At 68.3% G+C, this 15,883-nt stretch carries 12 protein-coding genes; 8 read left to right on the top strand and 4 right to left on the bottom strand.

From position 1 onward, the window contains the following. Positions 1-182: 182 nt before the first annotated feature. Positions 183-653, bottom strand: a complete 471-nt coding sequence (locus RGD00_RS11035) for a MarR family winged helix-turn-helix transcriptional regulator (protein WP_310457384.1) — start codon at positions 651-653, stop codon at positions 183-185. Positions 654-841: 188 nt separating this feature from the next. Between RGD00_RS11035 and hmgA the strand changes: the two genes are divergently transcribed. Then, positions 842-2,197: a homogentisate 1,2-dioxygenase gene (gene hmgA, locus RGD00_RS11040; RefSeq protein WP_310457385.1), complete on the top strand. Its 1,356-nt coding sequence runs from the start codon at positions 842-844 to the stop codon at positions 2,195-2,197. 189 nt (positions 2,198-2,386) lie between these two features. Here the strand turns inward: hmgA and RGD00_RS11045 are convergent, their stop codons facing one another. The 3 genes from RGD00_RS11045 to RGD00_RS11055 all read right to left on the bottom strand — a co-directional run bounded on the left by RGD00_RS11045 (position 2,387) and on the right by RGD00_RS11055 (position 4,348). Then, on the bottom strand, positions 2,387-3,358 hold the full coding sequence (locus RGD00_RS11045) for a quinone oxidoreductase family protein (protein ID WP_310457386.1): 972 nt from the start codon (positions 3,356-3,358) through the stop codon (positions 2,387-2,389). Between the two features lie 68 nt (positions 3,359-3,426). Continuing rightward, the gene (locus RGD00_RS11050; protein ID WP_310457387.1) at positions 3,427-4,104 is read right to left on the bottom strand and encodes a helix-turn-helix domain-containing protein; all 678 of its coding nucleotides are present in this window, start codon (positions 4,102-4,104) and stop codon (positions 3,427-3,429) included. A gap of 37 nt (positions 4,105-4,141) precedes the next feature. Continuing rightward, the gene (locus tag RGD00_RS11055; protein ID WP_310457388.1) at positions 4,142-4,348 is read right to left on the bottom strand and encodes a hypothetical protein; all 207 of its coding nucleotides are present in this window, start codon (positions 4,346-4,348) and stop codon (positions 4,142-4,144) included. A gap of 12 nt (positions 4,349-4,360) precedes the next feature. Between RGD00_RS11055 and RGD00_RS11060 the strand changes: the two genes are divergently transcribed. Genes RGD00_RS11060 through RGD00_RS11090 form a run of 7 tightly spaced genes read left to right on the top strand, consistent with a single transcriptional unit; the run spans position 4,361 to position 15,871 of the window. Beyond that, positions 4,361-7,078, top strand: coding sequence for a nitrate/nitrite transporter (locus tag RGD00_RS11060; RefSeq protein WP_310457389.1), 2,718 nt, complete (start codon positions 4,361-4,363; stop codon positions 7,076-7,078). A 16-nt stretch (positions 7,079-7,094) separates the two neighbouring features. Further along, positions 7,095-10,838, top strand: a complete 3,744-nt coding sequence (locus tag RGD00_RS11065) for a nitrate reductase subunit alpha (protein ID WP_310457390.1) — start codon at positions 7,095-7,097, stop codon at positions 10,836-10,838. Further along, positions 10,835-12,355 (top strand): nitrate reductase subunit beta, encoded by a 1,521-nt coding sequence (gene narH, locus RGD00_RS11070; RefSeq protein WP_310457391.1) that lies wholly within the window; start codon positions 10,835-10,837, stop codon positions 12,353-12,355. Before RGD00_RS11065 ends, narH begins: the two co-directional genes overlap by 4 nt. Further along, positions 12,352-13,041 carry a nitrate reductase molybdenum cofactor assembly chaperone gene (gene narJ, locus RGD00_RS11075; RefSeq protein WP_310457392.1) on the top strand — a complete coding sequence of 230 codons (690 nt, stop codon included), beginning with the start codon at positions 12,352-12,354 and terminating at the stop codon, positions 13,039-13,041. The genes narH and narJ overlap by 4 nt, the downstream gene beginning before the upstream one ends. A 12-nt stretch (positions 13,042-13,053) precedes the next feature. Further along, positions 13,054-13,782 (top strand): respiratory nitrate reductase subunit gamma, encoded by a 729-nt coding sequence (narI, locus tag RGD00_RS11080; protein ID WP_310457393.1) that lies wholly within the window; start codon positions 13,054-13,056, stop codon positions 13,780-13,782. Positions 13,783-13,787: 5 nt separating this feature from the next. Further along, positions 13,788-14,603, top strand: coding sequence for a peptidylprolyl isomerase (locus tag RGD00_RS11085; RefSeq protein ID WP_310457394.1), 816 nt, complete (start codon positions 13,788-13,790; stop codon positions 14,601-14,603). Then, positions 14,600-15,871, top strand: a complete 1,272-nt coding sequence (locus RGD00_RS11090; RefSeq protein ID WP_310457395.1) for a molybdopterin molybdotransferase MoeA — start codon at positions 14,600-14,602, stop codon at positions 15,869-15,871. Before RGD00_RS11085 ends, RGD00_RS11090 begins: the two co-directional genes overlap by 4 nt. Positions 15,872-15,883 lie beyond the last annotated feature (12 nt).

Below are 15,883 nucleotides of genomic sequence, written 5' to 3' on the forward strand. Positions count from 1 at the left end.
ACGGACGCAGGTCTTCGGGTGGGACAACGAGTCACGCGGCCATCTTGGCGCAGCCGAAGCCGTTGATCAGACGTTCCGAAACATGGTGGCGATGGTGCGGGCGTATCGCCGTTCTGTCCAGTGGCCGCGGGCGCCGATCCCGAATAAAATCCCATGCGCCGCGAAATGCCGCACCGGCCGTTTCAGCCCGCCGCCGCACCTTCGGCGATCAACTGGCGCAACAACCGTTCCAGCCGCGCGGTATCCTCGGGGCCGAGCCGCCGGCGCAGCGCCTGGCCATAGGCGGTCGCGCGGCGGCCCAGGTCGGCAAAGGCGGCGCGGCCCGCGTCGGTCAGCGACAGGATCTCCACCCGCCGGTCGTGGCTGTCGGGCGTGCGGGTCAGGAAACCGCGTTCCTCCAGCGCCGCCACGGCGCGGCTGACCTTGGTCTTTTCGATATGCGACAGCGCGCAGATGTCGCGCGCGGTCATCGCGCCGAACCTGCCCAGGTTGGCCAGCACCCGCCACTGGGTGCGGGTCATGCCGTAGGCCTCGCGGTAGATGGTGTGGAACGAGCTTGACGTCGCCTCTGCGGCCTGGTTGAGCAGATAGGGCAGGAACGACCCGAGGTCGAAATCCTCGCCCGGTTCCGCGCCTTCGGTCGCCCTGTTCATGCCGCCATCCCCGTCCGCAACGGCGCGCGTGCCGCCACCGCAAGCTATACCAGCCCCGGCGGACCCGGCGCAATGCGGGGGCGGATGATATGTTGCAGATGCAACTTTATCTTGACTTCATTGCATCTGCAACGATAATGCGCGCCGGAACCACGCCGCCCCCGCCGCGGCCTGCCAGGAGGACCCCGATGCACCACGACCCCGCACCCCGCGGCATGATCCGCGCTCTTGGCGGCAATGGGCCGCATGAAGGCTACATGCCCGGCTTCGGCAACGATTTCGAGACCGAGGCGCTGCCGGGCGCGCTGCCGCAGGGGCAGAACAGCCCGCAGAAATGCGCCTACGGGCTTTATGCCGAACAGCTTTCGGGTTCGGCCTTCACCAAGCCGCACCCGGAACGGACCTGGTGCTACCGCATCCGCCCCTCGGTCAAGCACACCACGCGCTTCACCCGCATCGACGTGCCGCTGTGGAAATCCGCCCCCCATGTGCTGCCCGAGGTCACCAGCCTCGGCCAGTACCGCTGGGATCCGGTGCCCCATGCGGATGAACCGCTGACCTGGATCACCGGCATGCGCACCGTGACCACGGCGGGCGATGTGAACACCCAAGCGGGGATGGCGGCGCATATCTACCTCGTGACCGAGTCGATGCGCGACGAATATTTCTATTCCGCCGACGGCGAGCTGCTGGTGGTGCCGCAGGAGGGCCGGCTGCGTTTCTGCACCGAACTGGGCATCATCGACCTCGAACCGAAGGAAATCGCGGTGCTGCCGCGCGGGCTCGTCTACCGTGTCGAGGTGCTGGAAGGCCCGGCGCGCGGCTTCGTCTGCGAAAACTACGGCGTGCCCTTCGCGCCCCCGGCCCGCGGCCCTATCGGCGCCAACTGCCTGGCCAACCCGCGCGATTTCAAGACCCCGGTCGCGGCTTTCGAGGACCGCGACGCGCCCTCGCGCGTGGTGCTGAAATGGTGCGGGCAGTTCCATGAGACCCCGATCGGCCATTCGCCGCTGGACGTGGTGGCCTGGCACGGCAACTACGCGCCCTACAAATACGACCTGCGCACCTATTCGCCGGTCGGCGCGATCCTGTTCGACCACCCCGACCCGTCGATCTTCACCGTGTTGACCGCGCCTTCGGGGCTGGAGGGCACGGCCAATATCGACTTCGTGCTGTTCCGCGAACGCTGGATGGTGGCGGAACATTCCTTCCGCCCGCCGTGGTACCACAAGAACGTCATGTCGGAACTGATGGGCAACATCTACGGCATCTACGACGCCAAGCCCAAGGGCTTCGTCCCCGGGGGCATGAGCCTGCACAACTGCATGCTGCCCCACGGGCCCGACCGCAACGCCTTCGAGGGCGCGTCGAACGGCGAACTGAAGCCCGAGAAGCTGGAAGAGACCATGAGCTTCATGTTCGAAACCCGCTTCCCCCAGCATCTGACCGAATGGGCGGCGAAAAGCGCGCCGATGCAGGACGACTACATCGACTGCTGGGACAGCCTCGAGAAGAAGTTCGACGGAACCCCCGGCGTGAAGTGACCCCAAGGGCGGGGGCGCGGTCGCGCACCTCCGCCCGCAGCCCCGGCGGAGGGCGCAGGAGCCTCCGGCGGGGATATTTAGGGACAGAAAATGAAGCAGGCGCGCCTTGTTCCGGGGCGTGCGGCTTCATCTTTTCCCAAATACCCCCGCGCGGCGCGCCGCCGACGGCACCACCGGCACGGCGCCGGGTCAGGGCGCGCCGAAATCCAGCACCAGCTTGCCGCGCAGATGGCCGCTGTCGGACAGGCGCTGCGCCTCGGCATGGCCGCTTGCGGGCAGCACCTGCGCGGGGCCCGGGTCCAGTTGCCCCTGTGCGACCAGATCCAGCAATGCGGCCAGCATCGGCGCGTCGGGCGCGATTTCCGCGATTTCCACCCGCATGCCGGTTTCCGCCGAACGGTCGGCGAAGGGGGCGGCGCGCAGGCAGGCGATCAGCCCGCCGGGGCGCAGCACGGCATGGCTGCGGTGGTGCACCTCGCCGCCCATCGTGTCGATCACCAGATCCACATCGCGCAGCGCGGTGAAATCCTCGACGTCATAGGCCCAGAGCCGCGCGCCGAGGGCCTCGACCGCCGCCCGGCTGGCGGAGGATGCGGTGGCGTGCACCTCTGCCCCCGTCAGCCGTGCCAGCTGCACCGCGATCCGCCCGACGCCGCCCGCCCCGGCATGGACCAGCACCCGCAGCCCCGGCGCCGGCCGCAGCGGCCAGAGCCCGCCGAGCGCCAGCGCCCGCGCGGCGGAGATCCCGGCGAGCGGCAGGGCCGCGGCGGCGAGATCGTCGACGCCTGCGGGGATTTCGGCCAGCGCCGCGACCGGCAGGTTCACCGCCATGCCCCATGTGCCCTCGCCGCGCGGCGCGAGGAAGGCCACGCGGCGGTTCAGCCAGCCGGGCGCGACGCCGGGGCCCACCGCCAGCACGCGCCCCGCGCCGTCGCGCCCGGTGGTGGCGGGAAAGGCGGGCGGCAGGCCCGGCAGCCGCCCCGCGCGGATCTTGCCGTCCACCGGGTTGACCGAGGCCGCGCGCACCGCCACCCGCGCCTCGCCCGGGGCGGGCGGGGGCAGGGGCCCCTTGCGCCAGGTCAGGACCTCGGGCCCGCCGGGGCGGTCGTGTTCCACGCGCCAGACCTGCGTGGCGGTGGCGAGATCCTGCGGTATGTCCATGGCCGTTCCCCCGGTTCGCTGCGGGTATCCTGCCCGTTGCGGCGGCCGGGGTCCACCCGTCGGCGGGTTCAGTCGATCAGCGGGTCGGGCCTGGCGAAGGCGCGCAGGCGTTCGGCATCGGTGATGATGATCCGCGCGCCATCGACCCGCACCCCGTGCGGTTCCAGCGCGCGCAGGGTGCGCGACAGGCTTTCCGGCGTGATCCCGAGGTAAGAGGCCAGGTGCCGCTTTTCCACCGGCAGCATGAAGGCCGGCGCGCCGTTCGCCTGCGTCAGGATCCAGGCCGCCAGCCGTTCGCGCGCGTTGCGCAGTTTCAGGTTCTTGGCGTGGCGCACCATGCTGCGATAGCTGCCGGCGAGTTCGGCCATCGCCGCCATCGCCAGATCCGGGTCGCGCCGCATCGCCGCGCGCAGGTCCGCGACCGGCAGCAGCACGATATGCGATTTTTCCAGCGTGCGCGCCGACATCAGATAGGGCACGTTGCGCACGCAGGCGGCGAGGATGAAGGCCGACACCGGCCGCACCACGCCCATCACCGTTTCCTGCCCGTTCCACTGGGCCTGAAGCTCGACCGCGCCCTCGATCACGATATGCAGGAAGTCCGCCGTCTCGCCCTGGCGGAACAGTTCCAGCCCCGGGGGGAAGCTTTGCGAATAGGCGACCTGCATCAGGCCGTCGAAGGTCTGGGTCATCATCTCGCGGAACAGCGGCAGGCGGCGGATATGGGGTTTTTCCTCGTCGCGCACGAATCGGCGTCCTTTCCGAAGGGTGGCTTGATTTTCATCAATCGCAGCCCGGCGCCATATCAACCTTGATCCGTGTCAAATGCGGCGCCGACCTTGACGCGCCGCCTTCGCCGCCTTGCGGCACGCCAATTCGGGTCGGATTTCGCACGTGCAGCGGGAAAAATTGATCTGCATCAACCCGCCCCGGCGGTGTCGGATGCTGGGTGTTGCCCGAACCACCGCGCGCCCCCGGGTGCGCCGTCATGCGGAGCCATTCATGCCGGGTATATCCATGCCCTCTCGGGCCGATCAGCAACGGGCGCTCTGGCTGTCGACCGTCGCCTTCACGCTCTGTTTCGCCGTGTGGACGATCTTTTCCATCATCGGCATCACCATCAAGGCCGAACTCGGCCTGACGGAATTCGAATACGGCGTCCTGATCGCGACGCCGGTGCTGACCGGTTCGCTGACCCGGCTGATCCTCGGGGTCTGGACGGAACGCTATGGCGGGCGGCTGGTGTTCGGGGCGCAGATGGTGCTGACGGGGGCGGCGACGCTGGCGCTGACCTGGGCCGACAGCTACGCGACCTTTCTTCTGGCGGCGCTGGGCGTGGGGCTGGCGGGCGGGTCGTTCATCATCGGCGTGGCCTATGTGTCGAAATGGTACCCGGCGGAAAAGCAGGGGATGGCGCTGGGCGTCTTCGGCATGGGCAACGTGGGCGCGGCGGTGACGAAGTTCCTTGCGCCCTTCGTGCTGGTCGTCTGGGGCTGGCAGGGCGTGGCAGAGATCTGGGCCGCCGGTATCGCGCTGATGGGGGTGGTGTTCTGGATCTTCGCCAAGGACGATCCCGATTTCGCCGCCCGCCGCGCCCGGGGCGTGCGCGCGCCCACCCTGGGTGAACAGTTCGCGCCGCTGAAGAACCTTCAGGTCTGGCGCTTCTCTCTGTACTACTTCTTCGTCTTCGGGGGCTTCGTGGCGCTGGCGCTGTGGCTGCCGCATTACCTCGTGCAGGTCTATGGCGTGGATGTGCGCATGGCGGGGATCGCCGCGGCGGCCTTCAGCCTGGCGGCGAGCGTGTTCCGCGCCTATGGCGGCGTGCTGTCGGACCGTTTCGGCGCGCGCACGGTGATGTACTGGACCTTCGGCTTTTCGGCGCTGTTCCTGTTCATGCTGTCCTATCCGCCGACGGATTACGTGATCCGCGGCAAGGACGGGCCCATCGCCTTTTCGACCGAGATGGGGTTGCTGCCCTTCGTCGCCACGCTGTTCGCGCTGGGGTTCTTCATGAGCCTCGGCAAGGCGGCGGTGTTCAAGCACATCCCGGTCTACTACCCCAACCATGTCGGCGCGGTCGGCGGGCTGGTCGGCATGATCGGCGGCCTGGGCGGGTTCATCCTGCCCATCGTCTTCGGCGCGCTGCTGGATGTCACCGGCATCTGGACCTCGGCCTTCGTGCTGCTGCTGCTGATCGTCGTCGTGTCGATGGGCTGGATGCATCTGTCGGTCCGGGTGATGGAACGGCAGGCGCATGGCGCGACCCTGGACCGGCTGCCGGCCTTCCCCGAACTGCGCGAGGTGCACGACCCCGAACGCACCGTCATGCCCCATGTGATCGAGGACTGGCGGCCCGAGGATCCGGCGTTCTGGGCCGAAAAGGGCCGGCGGATCGCGCGGCGCAACCTGTGGATTTCCATCCCCGCGCTGCTGTTGGCCTTTGCGGTCTGGATGGTGTGGTCGGTGGTGGTGGCGCGGCTGCCGGCGATCGGCTTTGCCTTCACGCAGGACCAGCTGTTCTGGCTGGCCGCCTTGCCCGCGCTGTCGGGGGCGACCTTGCGCATCTTCTACAGCTTCATGGTGCCGATCTTCGGCGGTCGGCTCTGGACCACCTTGTCCACCGCCTCGCTGCTGATCCCGGCGCTGGGGATCGGCTATGCGGTGCAGGATCCGGGGACGCCCTATCTGATCTTCGTGGTGCTGGCGCTTCTGTGCGGGCTGGGCGGGGGCAACTTCGCCTCGTCCATGGCCAATATCAGCTTCTTCTTCCCGCGCGCCGAAAAGGGCAATGCGCTGGCGCTGAACGCGGGTCTGGGCAATCTCGGCGTGTCGGTGATGCAGTTCCTGGTGCCGCTGGTCATCACCCTGGGCGTGTTCGGCGCGATGGGCGGCGCGCCGCAGGAACTGTCGGACGGCGGGCGGCTCTGGGTGCAGAACGCGGGCTTCGTCTGGGTGCCGTTCATCGTCGCCTCGACCGCGGCGGCCTGGCTGGGGATGAACGACCTGGCCGATGCGCGGGCGAGCTTCCGCGAACAGGCGGTGATCTTTGCCCGGCGGCACAACTGGATCATGTGCCTGCTCTACATCGGCACCTTCGGCAGCTTCCTGGGCTATTCCGCGGGCTTCCCCTTGCTGACCCGGATCGCATTTCCCGAGGTGAACGCGCTGCAATACGTGTTCCTCGGCCCGCTGGTCGGCGCGCTCAGCCGGGCGGGAACGGGCTGGGTGTCCGACCGGGTGGGCGGCGGTCGCGTCACCTTCTGGGTGTTCGCGGGGATGATCGCCTCGGTTCTGGTCGTCATCCAGGGGTTGCAGGGGGCGTCCTTCGCGCTGTTCTTCGCCGGGTTCATGGCGCTGTTCTTCTTCACCGGGGTCGGCAATTCGTCCACCTTCCAGATGATCCCGGTGATCATGCGCAAGGAAACCGCGCGGCTGGCCCCGCAGGCCGGGCCCGAGGAACAACGCCGCCGCGCCGACCGCGAATCCGCCGCGATCATCGCCTTTTCCAGCGCCATCGGCGGCTATGGCGGGTTCTTCATCCCCAAGGCCTACGGGTCGTCCATCGCGATGACGGGCGGGCCGCTGGGGGCGCTCTGGGCCTTCCTTGCCTTCTACGTGCTGTGCCTTGCCGTGACCTGGGCCGTCTACACCCGGCGCGGCGGGCTTCTTTTCGACATCGAACGCGGCCGCGCCCCCGTGGCCGCCGCCCCGGCAGAATAACCTGAGGGAGAGCGCCATGAGCCATCTTCTGGATCGCCTGAATTTCCTGACGTCCCTGCGCAAGGACACGTTCGCGGACGGGCACGGCCAGACCACCATCGAAAGCCGCGACTGGGAGGACGCCTATCGCCGCCGCTGGCAGCACGACAAGATCGTGCGGTCCACGCATGGGGTGAACTGTACCGGGTCCTGTTCGTGGAAGATCTACGTCAAGTCCGGCATCGTGACATGGGAGACGCAGCAGACCGACTATCCGCGCACCCGCCCGGACCTGCCCAACCACGAACCGCGCGGCTGCGCGCGGGGGGCGAGCTACAGCTGGTATCTCTACAGCGCGAACCGGGTGAAGACGCCGCTGATCCGGGGGCGGCTGATGCGGCTCTGGCGGGAAAAGCGGCGGACCATGGCGCCGGTGGCGGCCTGGGCCGCGATCCAGAACGACCCGGCGACGCGCGAAAGCTATACCCGCATCCGCGGCAAGGGCGGCTTCGTCCGTGCCAGCTGGGACGAGGCGACGGAAATCGTGGCCGCCGCCAACGCCTATACCGCAAGGCAATACGGCCCCGACCGGGTGTTCGGCTTTTCACCCATCCCGGCGATGTCGATGGTCAGCTATGCCGCCGGCACGCGCTATCTGTCGCTTTTGGGGGGCACCTGCATGTCCTTCTACGACTGGTATTGCGACCTGCCGCCGGCCAGCCCCATGACCTGGGGCGAACAGACCGACGTGCCCGAAAGCGCCGATTGGTACAATGCCGGCTATCTGCTGCTCTGGGGGTCCAACGTGCCGCAGACGCGCACGCCGGACGCGCATTTCTATACCGAAGTGCGCTACAAGGGCACCAAATCCGCCGTCATCTGCCCGGATTATTCCGAGGCGGCGAAATTCGCCGACATCTGGCTGAACGCCAAGCAGGGCACCGATGCCGCGCTCGGCATGGCGTTCGGCCATGTGATCCTGCGCGAATTCCATCTGGACCGGCAGGCGGACTATTTCGAGGATTATTGCCGCCGTTACACCGACATGCCGATGCTGGTGCGGCTCGACCGGCAGGGCGACCGGCTGGTGCCGGGGCGGCAGTTGCGCGCGGCGGATTTCGCGGGCGGGCTGGGGCAGGCCAACAACCCCGAATGGAAGACGGTGGCGATCGACGATGCGACCGGGGGGATCGTGGTTCCCAACGGCTCCATCGGCTTCCGCTGGGGCGAGGAGGGGCGCTGGAACCTCGAACAGAAGGCCGGGGGGGCAGAGGTCGCCCTGCGGATGAGCCTGATCCTCGACGACGACCATGACGAGGTGGCGAGCGTCGGTTTCCCCTGGTTCGGCGGCATGGCCACCAACGGTTTCGTCGTGGACGACCGCGGCGGGGTGCTGGCGCGCAACGTGCCGGTGAAGCGGCTGCGCCTGGCGGATGGCGAAGAGGTGCTGGCGGCGACGGTGTTCGACCTGCTGTGCGCCAACTACGGGCTCGACCGGGGCCTGGGGGGCGAAAACGTCGCGCGCGGCTATGACGCCGACGTGCCCTTCACCCCCGCCTGGGCCGAACGCATCACCGGCGTCCCCCGCGACCGCATCGTGCAGGTGGCGCGCGAATTCGCCGCCAATGCCGAAAAGACCCGTGGCCGGTCGATGATCATCATCGGCGCGGCGATGAACCACTGGTTCCACATGGACATGAACTATCGCGCCGTCATCAACATGCTGGTGATGTGCGGCTGCGTGGGCCAGTCGGGCGGCGGCTGGGCGCATTACGTGGGGCAGGAAAAGCTGCGCCCGCAGACGGGGTGGACGGCGCTGGCCTTTGCGCTCGACTGGGCGCGCCCGCCGCGGCACATGAACTCGACCTCTGCCTTCTATGCCCATACCGACCAGTGGCGCTACGAAACCGTGACGGCGCGGGAACTGCTGTCGCCCACCGCGCCGGAGGGCGACTGGGACCGGCTGTCGCTCATCGACTACAACATCCGCGCCGAACGCATGGGCTGGCTGCCCTCGGCCCCGCAACTGCGCACCAACCCGCTGGAGGTGGGCCGGGCCGCCAAGGCCGCAGGGGTGGAGGCCAGGGATTATGTGGCGCAGCGCCTGAAATCGGGTGAACTCCAGATGTCCTGCGAGGACCCCGACGCGCCGGAAAACTGGCCGCGCAACCTGTTCGTCTGGCGGTCGAACCTGCTCGGTTCTTCCGGCAAGGGGCATGAATATTTCCTCAAGCACCTTCTGGGCACCGCCCATGGCGTGCAGGGCAAGGATCTGGGGCAGGAGGGCCGCGCCCGCCCCGTCGAGGCCGTCTGGCACGACACCGCGCCCGAGGGGAAGCTCGACCTGCTGGTCACGATCGACTTCCGCATGTCCACCACCGCGGTCTATGCCGACATCGTTCTTCCCACCGCCAGCTGGTACGAGAAGGACGACATGAACACCTCGGACATGCACCCGTTCATCCACCCGCTGCAGGCGGCGGTGGACCCGGCCTATGAATCGAAAACCGACTGGGAGATCTTCAAGGCCATCGCCAAACGGTTTTCCGAGGTCGCGCCAGAGGTTCTGGGCGTGGAAACCGATGTGGTGCAACTGCCGCTGCAACACGACAGCCCCGGCGAGATCGCGCAGCCGCAGGTGGCGGACTGGAAGCGGGGCGAGTGCGACCTGATCCCCGGCCGCACCGCGCCCGCCTATATCGCGGTGGAACGCGACTATCCCGGCCTTTACCGCCGCTTCACCGCCATCGGCCCGCTGATGGAAAAACTGGGCAACGGCGGCAAGGGGATTTCGTGGGACACGAAACACGAAATCGCCCATCTGCGCGCGCTGAACGGCACGGTGACGGCCGATGGCCCGACGCGCGGCATGGCGCGGCTGGAAACCGCCATCGACGCGGCCGAAATGGTGCTGATGCTGGCCCCCGAAACCAACGGCGAGGTCGCGGTCAAGGCGTGGGAGGCCCTGGGCCGCGCCACGGGACGCGATCACAGGCATCTGGCAGAGGTCAAGGAGGACGAAAAGATCCGCTTCCGCGACATCGCCGCACAGCCGCGCAAGATCATCTCCTCCCCCACCTGGTCGGGGATCGAAAGCGAAGAGGTCTGCTACAACGCCGGCTGGACCAACGTGCACGAACTGATCCCCTGGCGCACCGTCACCGGGCGGCAGCAATTGTATCAGGACCACGAATGGATGCGCGCCTTCGGCGAGGGTTTCGTCACCTGGCGCCCGCCGGTCGATCTCAAGACCGTGGGCCATGCGGCCACCCGGTCGCTGGCGCCGGGCGAGAAACATGTGGTGCTGAACTTCATCACCCCGCACCAGAAATGGGGTATCCATTCCACCTATTCCGACAACCTGCTGATGCTGACGCTCAACCGCGGGGGGCCGGTGGTCTGGATTTCGGAAACCGACGCGAAAACCGCCGGGCTGGCCGATAACGACTGGGTGGAGGTGTTCAACGCCAACGGCGTCATCGCCGCCCGCGCGGTGGTCAGCCAGCGGATGAAGGACGGCACCGTCTTCATGTATCACGCGCAGGAAAAGATCGTGAACACGCCCGGCAGCCAGATCACCGGCCAGCGCGGCGGCATCCACAATTCGGTGACGCGCACGGTGCCCAAACCCACCCATATGATCGGCGGCTATGCGCAACTGTCCTACGGGTTCAACTACTACGGCACAGTGGGCGCCAACCGCGACGAATTCGTCATCGTCAGGAAGATGGAAAAGATCGACTGGCTGGACCAGCCCGCGAACGTGGAGGCAGCGGAATGAAAGTGCGCGCACAGATCGGCATGGTGCTGAACCTCGACAAATGCATCGGCTGCCACACCTGTTCCGTCACCTGCAAGAACGTCTGGACCAGCCGCGAGGGCGTGGAATACGCCTGGTTCAACAACGTGGAAACCAAGCCCGGCATCGGCTATCCCAAGGACTGGGAAAACCAGAAACGCTGGAACGGCGGGTGGGTGCGGTCGAAATCGGGCGCCCTGCACCCGAAACAGGGCGGCAAGTGGCGCATCCTTGCGAACATCTTCGCCAACCCCGATCTGCCGGAAATCGACGATTTCTACGAACCCTTCGATTTCGACTATGACCATCTGAAATCCGCGCCCGAGATGCAGGCTTTCCCCACCGCCCGCCCGCGATCCAAAATCAGCGGCGAGCGGATGGAAAAGATCGAATGGGGCCCGAACTGGGAAGAAATCCTCGGCGGCGAATTCGCCAAGCGGTCGCAGGACGCGAACTTCGAGGGGGTGCAGAAGGAGATCTACGGCGAATACGAAAACACCTTCATGATGTATCTGCCGCGGCTGTGCGAACATTGCCTCAACCCGGCCTGCGTCGCGTCCTGCCCCTCGGGTGCGATCTACAAGCGCGAGGACGACGGCGTGGTGCTGATCGACCAGGAAAAGTGCCGCGGCTGGCGGATGTGCGTTTCCGGCTGCCCCTACAAGAAGATCTACTACAACTGGTCCAGCGGAAAGTCGGAAAAGTGCACCCTGTGCTATCCCCGGCTGGAAAGCGGCCAGCCCACGGTCTGTTCGGAAACCTGCGTCGGGCGCATCCGTTACCTCGGCGTGATGCTCTATGACGCCGACCGGATCGCGGAGGCCGCGGGGACGGAACGGGAAACCGATCTTTACGACGCGCAACTGGGCGTGTTCCTGAACCCCCACGACCCCGAGGTCATCGCCGCTGCCCGCGCCGAGGGCATCCCCGAGGACTGGATCAGGGGCGCGCAACGTTCGCCGATCTGGAAGATGGCGATGGAATGGAAGATCGCCTTCCCGCTGCATCCCGAATACCGCACGCTGCCGATGGTCTGGTACGTGCCGCCGCTGTCGCCGATCCAGAACGCGGCAGAGGCGGGCCGGATCGCGGCGCAGGACGACATGCCCGATGTAAGATCGCTGCGCATCCCGCTGAAGTACCTTGCGAACATGCTGACCGCGGGGGACGAGCGCCCGGTGGCCGCGGCGCTGGAACGGATGCTGGCGATGCGGTCCTACATGCGGTCGAAAACCATCGACGGCGTGGTCAATCTGGGCGTGGCCGACCGCGTGGGCCTGACGCCGCAGCAGATCGACGAGATGTATCACCTGCTGGCAATCGCCAACTACGAGGACCGTTTCGTCATCCCCACCACCCACCGCGAACTGGTCGAGGATGCCTATGACCTCAAGGGCGGCTGCGGCTTCACCGACGGCAACGGCTGTTCCACCGGCCATTCCGGCGGCACGCTGTTCGGCAGCCGCAAGTTCCGCAGCCCGCAGGAGTTCATCGCATGAAAACCTTCAAGGCGCTTTCGCTGTTGCTGAGCTATCCCACGGTCGACCTGCAACAGGCCATCCCCGCCATCGACGCGGTGCTGCATGCCGAGGGGCTGCTCGGTCCGCGGCGGATGCACGATCTGGCCCCCCTTCTGGCCATGCTGCGCGACCAGGACATTTACGACCTGCAAGAGGGCTATGTGCTGCTGTTCGACCGCTCTCGCACCCTGTCGCTGAACCTTTTCGAACATGTGCACGGCGAAAGCCGCGACCGGGGCGGGGCGATGGTGGATCTGCTGACGATGTACCGGGCGGGGGGCTATGACCTGTCGGGGGCCGAACTGCCCGACCACCTGCCGGTGCTGCTGGAATACCTGTCCACCCGGCCCCTGGCAGAGGCGCAGGCGGTTCTGGCCGATGCCGGGCCGATCCTCGTCGCGCTGGCCGAACGGCTGACCCGCCGCGCGGCGCCCTATGCGGCGGTGCTCGACGCGCTGGCGACGATTGCCAGCGCCGATCCGGGGGCGGAGGCCGCGCAGGCCCTGCTGGCCGAGGCCGACGACAACCCCGAGGATCTGGCCGCCCTCGATGCCGTCTGGGCCGAGGCGCAGGTGACGTTCGGCCCCGATCCCAGTGCCGGCTGCCCCGCCAGCCGCGATATCCTTGCCCGCATGGACCCGGGCCCCGCAGCGCCCGCCCAGTGACAGGAGGCCACGATGCACGATTTCCTCTACGGCATATTTCCCTATATCGCGATCACGGTGATGATCATGGGCTCGGTCGCGCGCTACGAACGCGACCCCTTCACCTGGAAATCCTCGTCCAGCCAGTTGCTGCGCCGGCGGCAGTTCGTCCTGGGCTCGGTCCTGTTCCATCTGGGGGTGCTGATGATCCTCGCCGGGCATCTGGTGGGCCTGCTGACCCCCATCGCGGTTTTCGACGCGCTCGGCGTCGGCCATGGCGCGAAACAGGTGCTGGCGGTGGCGGCGGGGGGCATCGCGGGGGTGATGGCGCTGGCGGGGGGCATCATCCTGCTGCACCGCCGCCTGACGGATCCGCGCGTGCGCGCCCATTCCACGCTGGCCGACACCGGGATCCTCGTGCTGCTGATGGTGCAGCTTTGCCTCGGGCTCGGCACCATCGTGCTGTCGCTCGGCCATCTCGACGGGGAAGAGATGGTGAAGTTCATGAACTGGGCGCAGGGCATCGTCTATTTCCGTGCCGGTGCGGCGGCGCATATCGCCGATGTGCATTGGCTGTTCAAGGCGCATATCCTGTTGGGGCTGGTGATCTTTCTGCTGTTTCCCTTCACGCGGCTGGTGCACATGCTGTCGGCGCCGGTCCGTTACCTCTGGCGTCCGGGCTATCAGATCGTGCGCTCGCGCCGGGGGGCGAAACCGGCGCGCACGGGGCTGAAGCCCCTGCCGCGCCGCGCGGCGGAGTAGGGGCGATGGCTGCGCAACCGCTTTTGTCCCCGGTCACGGTGAACGGCGTGACCATCCCGGCCGAACGCATCGCGGCCGAGGCGCAGAACCATCCCGCGCCCAGGGGCAAGCCGGGCCATGCCTGGAAATCCGCCGCCCGGGCGCTGGCGCTGCGCGAGTTGCTGTTGCAGGCGGCGCGGGCGCGGGGGCTGGTCGCGGCCCCGCAGGAACTGGCCAAGGGGCAGTGGGAAACTGCCGAAGAGGCGCTGATCCGTCAGTTCCTGGAATCCGAGATCGCCCCCGCCATGCCGGACGAGGCCGCGCTGCATGCGATCTGGCACGAGGCGCCCGAGCGGTTCCGCGCCCCATCCGTCTACGAGGCCGCGCATATCCTGATCGCCGCACCCCCGGGCGATGCCCCGGCGCGGCAGGCGGCGCGGGCGCGGGCGGGGGCGCTGCTGGCGGACCTGCACCGCGACCCCGCGCGCTTTGCCGCGCTGGCGCGGGAACACAGCGCCTGTTCTTCGGCCCGCAATGGGGGCATGCTGGGGCAGGTGGCCGCCGGCGATACGGTGCCGGAATTCGAGGCCGCCTTGGCCGGGATGGCGGAGGGGACGATGTCCCCCGCGCCGGTGGAAAGCCGCTATGGGTTCCACCTGATCCGGCTGGATGCGCGGGCGCGGGGCGCGGTGCTGCCCTTTGCGGCGGTGCTGCCGCATCTGCGTGCGGCGCAGGAAAAGGCCGCCTGGGCCCGTGCCGCGCGCGATCTGGCGTTGCGGCTGGCGGCAGGGGCGCAGGTCACGGGGGTGCGGCTGGCGCCCGATGGGGGGATTGGGGGATGACGATCATGCTTGCCGGACGGCCCGACCCGGTGATGTGCGGCTGCGACGGGGCGGCGGATGCGCTGATCCCGGTGGACGAGGCGCTGCGCCGCGGCCTTGCGCTGGCCACGCCGGTGGCGGAACTGGAAACGCTGCCCCTGTCCCGCGCCCATGGCCGCGTGCTGGCGCGCGCGCTGCGCAGCCGCAGCCCGCTGCCGCGGTTCGACAATTCGGCGATGGACGGCTATGCGCTGCGGCTGGCCGATCTGGCCGGGCCGGGGCCCTGGCGTCTGCCGCTGGCGGGCCGGATCGCCGCCGGGGATGCCGGGCCCCCGTCCTGGCCGCGCGGGTCGGCGTTGCGCATCCTGACCGGCGCGGCGGTCCCGCCCGGCTGCGACGCGGTGGCGATGCAGGAAGAGGCCGTGGCGGCCGAGGGCGCCGTCACCTTCCGCCGCCGCCCCGTGGCGGGCGAGAACATCCGCCGCGCGGGCGAGGATCTGCCCGCGGGCGCGCCGCTTCTGCCCGGCGGGCGGGTGATCGACCCGCGCGCGGCGGCGGTGCTGGCCGCCGCCGGGATGGGCGAGGTGCGGGTGCGCCGGCGGGTGCGGGTGGCGCTGTTTTCCACCGGGTCGGAACTGCGCGAACCGGGCGAGCGGCTGGCCCCGGGCCAGATCTGGAACGCCAACCGCCATCACCTGACCGGCGCGCTGGCGCTGCCCTGGGTGGATCTGCTGGACATGGGCGTGGTGCCCGACGATCCGGCGGCGCTGCTGTCGGCGCTGGAACGGGCGGCCTATGGTGCGGATCTGGTGGTCACGACCGGCGGGATTTCCGTGGGGGAAGAGGATCACATGCCCGCCGTTCTGGCGCGGATCGGGGCGGGGATCCATGTCATGCGGCTGGCGATGAAGCCGGGCAAGCCGCTGACCATCGGGCAGATCGGCGGCGCGGTCTATGTCGGGCTGCCGGGCAATCCGGTGTCGGCCTTCGTCACCTGGCACGTGATCGGTGCGCGCATCGCCGAGGCGCTGGCGGGCATCGCCGGGGGAGGTTTGCGCAAGACGCTGGTGCGCGCGGGGTTCGCCCGCGACCGCGTGCCGGGGCGATGCGAATTCGTGCCCGCGCGGCTGATGGGCCTCGACGGCACGGGCATCGAGGTGGTGGAATCGCTGGCAGGGTCGGTTTCGCACCGCGTGGCGCTCTTGGCCGGGGCGGACGGGCTGGTGCTGATCCCGGCGGATTGCGATCATGTCGGGCGCGGCGATCTGCTGGAATTCATTCCGTTCTGAGGCGGGGGAAGC

The organism is Ruixingdingia sedimenti, from assembly GCF_031432425.1.
Classification (GTDB): domain Bacteria; phylum Pseudomonadota; class Alphaproteobacteria; order Rhodobacterales; family Rhodobacteraceae; genus Ruixingdingia; species Ruixingdingia sedimenti.

Bases quoted from the DNA above. Each gene is read 5' to 3' on its own strand.
- RGD00_RS11090 (WP_310457395.1), top strand. From the start codon at position 14,600: ATGACGATCATGCTTGCCGGACGGCCCGACCCGGTGATGTGCGGCTGC.
- RGD00_RS11060 (WP_310457389.1), top strand. From the start codon at position 4,361: ATGCCGGGTATATCCATGCCCTCTCGGGCCGATCAGCAACGGGCGCTC.
- RGD00_RS11055 (WP_310457388.1), bottom strand. From the start codon at position 4,348: ATGACGGCGCACCCGGGGGCGCGCGGTGGTTCGGGCAACACCCAGCAT.
- RGD00_RS11085 (WP_310457394.1), top strand. From the start codon at position 13,788: ATGGCTGCGCAACCGCTTTTGTCCCCGGTCACGGTGAACGGCGTGACC.
- RGD00_RS11035 (WP_310457384.1), bottom strand. From the start codon at position 653: ATGAACAGGGCGACCGAAGGCGCGGAACCGGGCGAGGATTTCGACCTC.
- narJ (WP_310457392.1), top strand. From the start codon at position 12,352: ATGAAAACCTTCAAGGCGCTTTCGCTGTTGCTGAGCTATCCCACGGTC.
- hmgA (WP_310457385.1), top strand. From the start codon at position 842: ATGCACCACGACCCCGCACCCCGCGGCATGATCCGCGCTCTTGGCGGC.
- narI (WP_310457393.1), top strand. From the start codon at position 13,054: ATGCACGATTTCCTCTACGGCATATTTCCCTATATCGCGATCACGGTG.
- RGD00_RS11045 (WP_310457386.1), bottom strand. From the start codon at position 3,358: ATGGACATACCGCAGGATCTCGCCACCGCCACGCAGGTCTGGCGCGTG.
- narH (WP_310457391.1), top strand. From the start codon at position 10,835: ATGAAAGTGCGCGCACAGATCGGCATGGTGCTGAACCTCGACAAATGC.
- RGD00_RS11065 (WP_310457390.1), top strand. From the start codon at position 7,095: ATGAGCCATCTTCTGGATCGCCTGAATTTCCTGACGTCCCTGCGCAAG.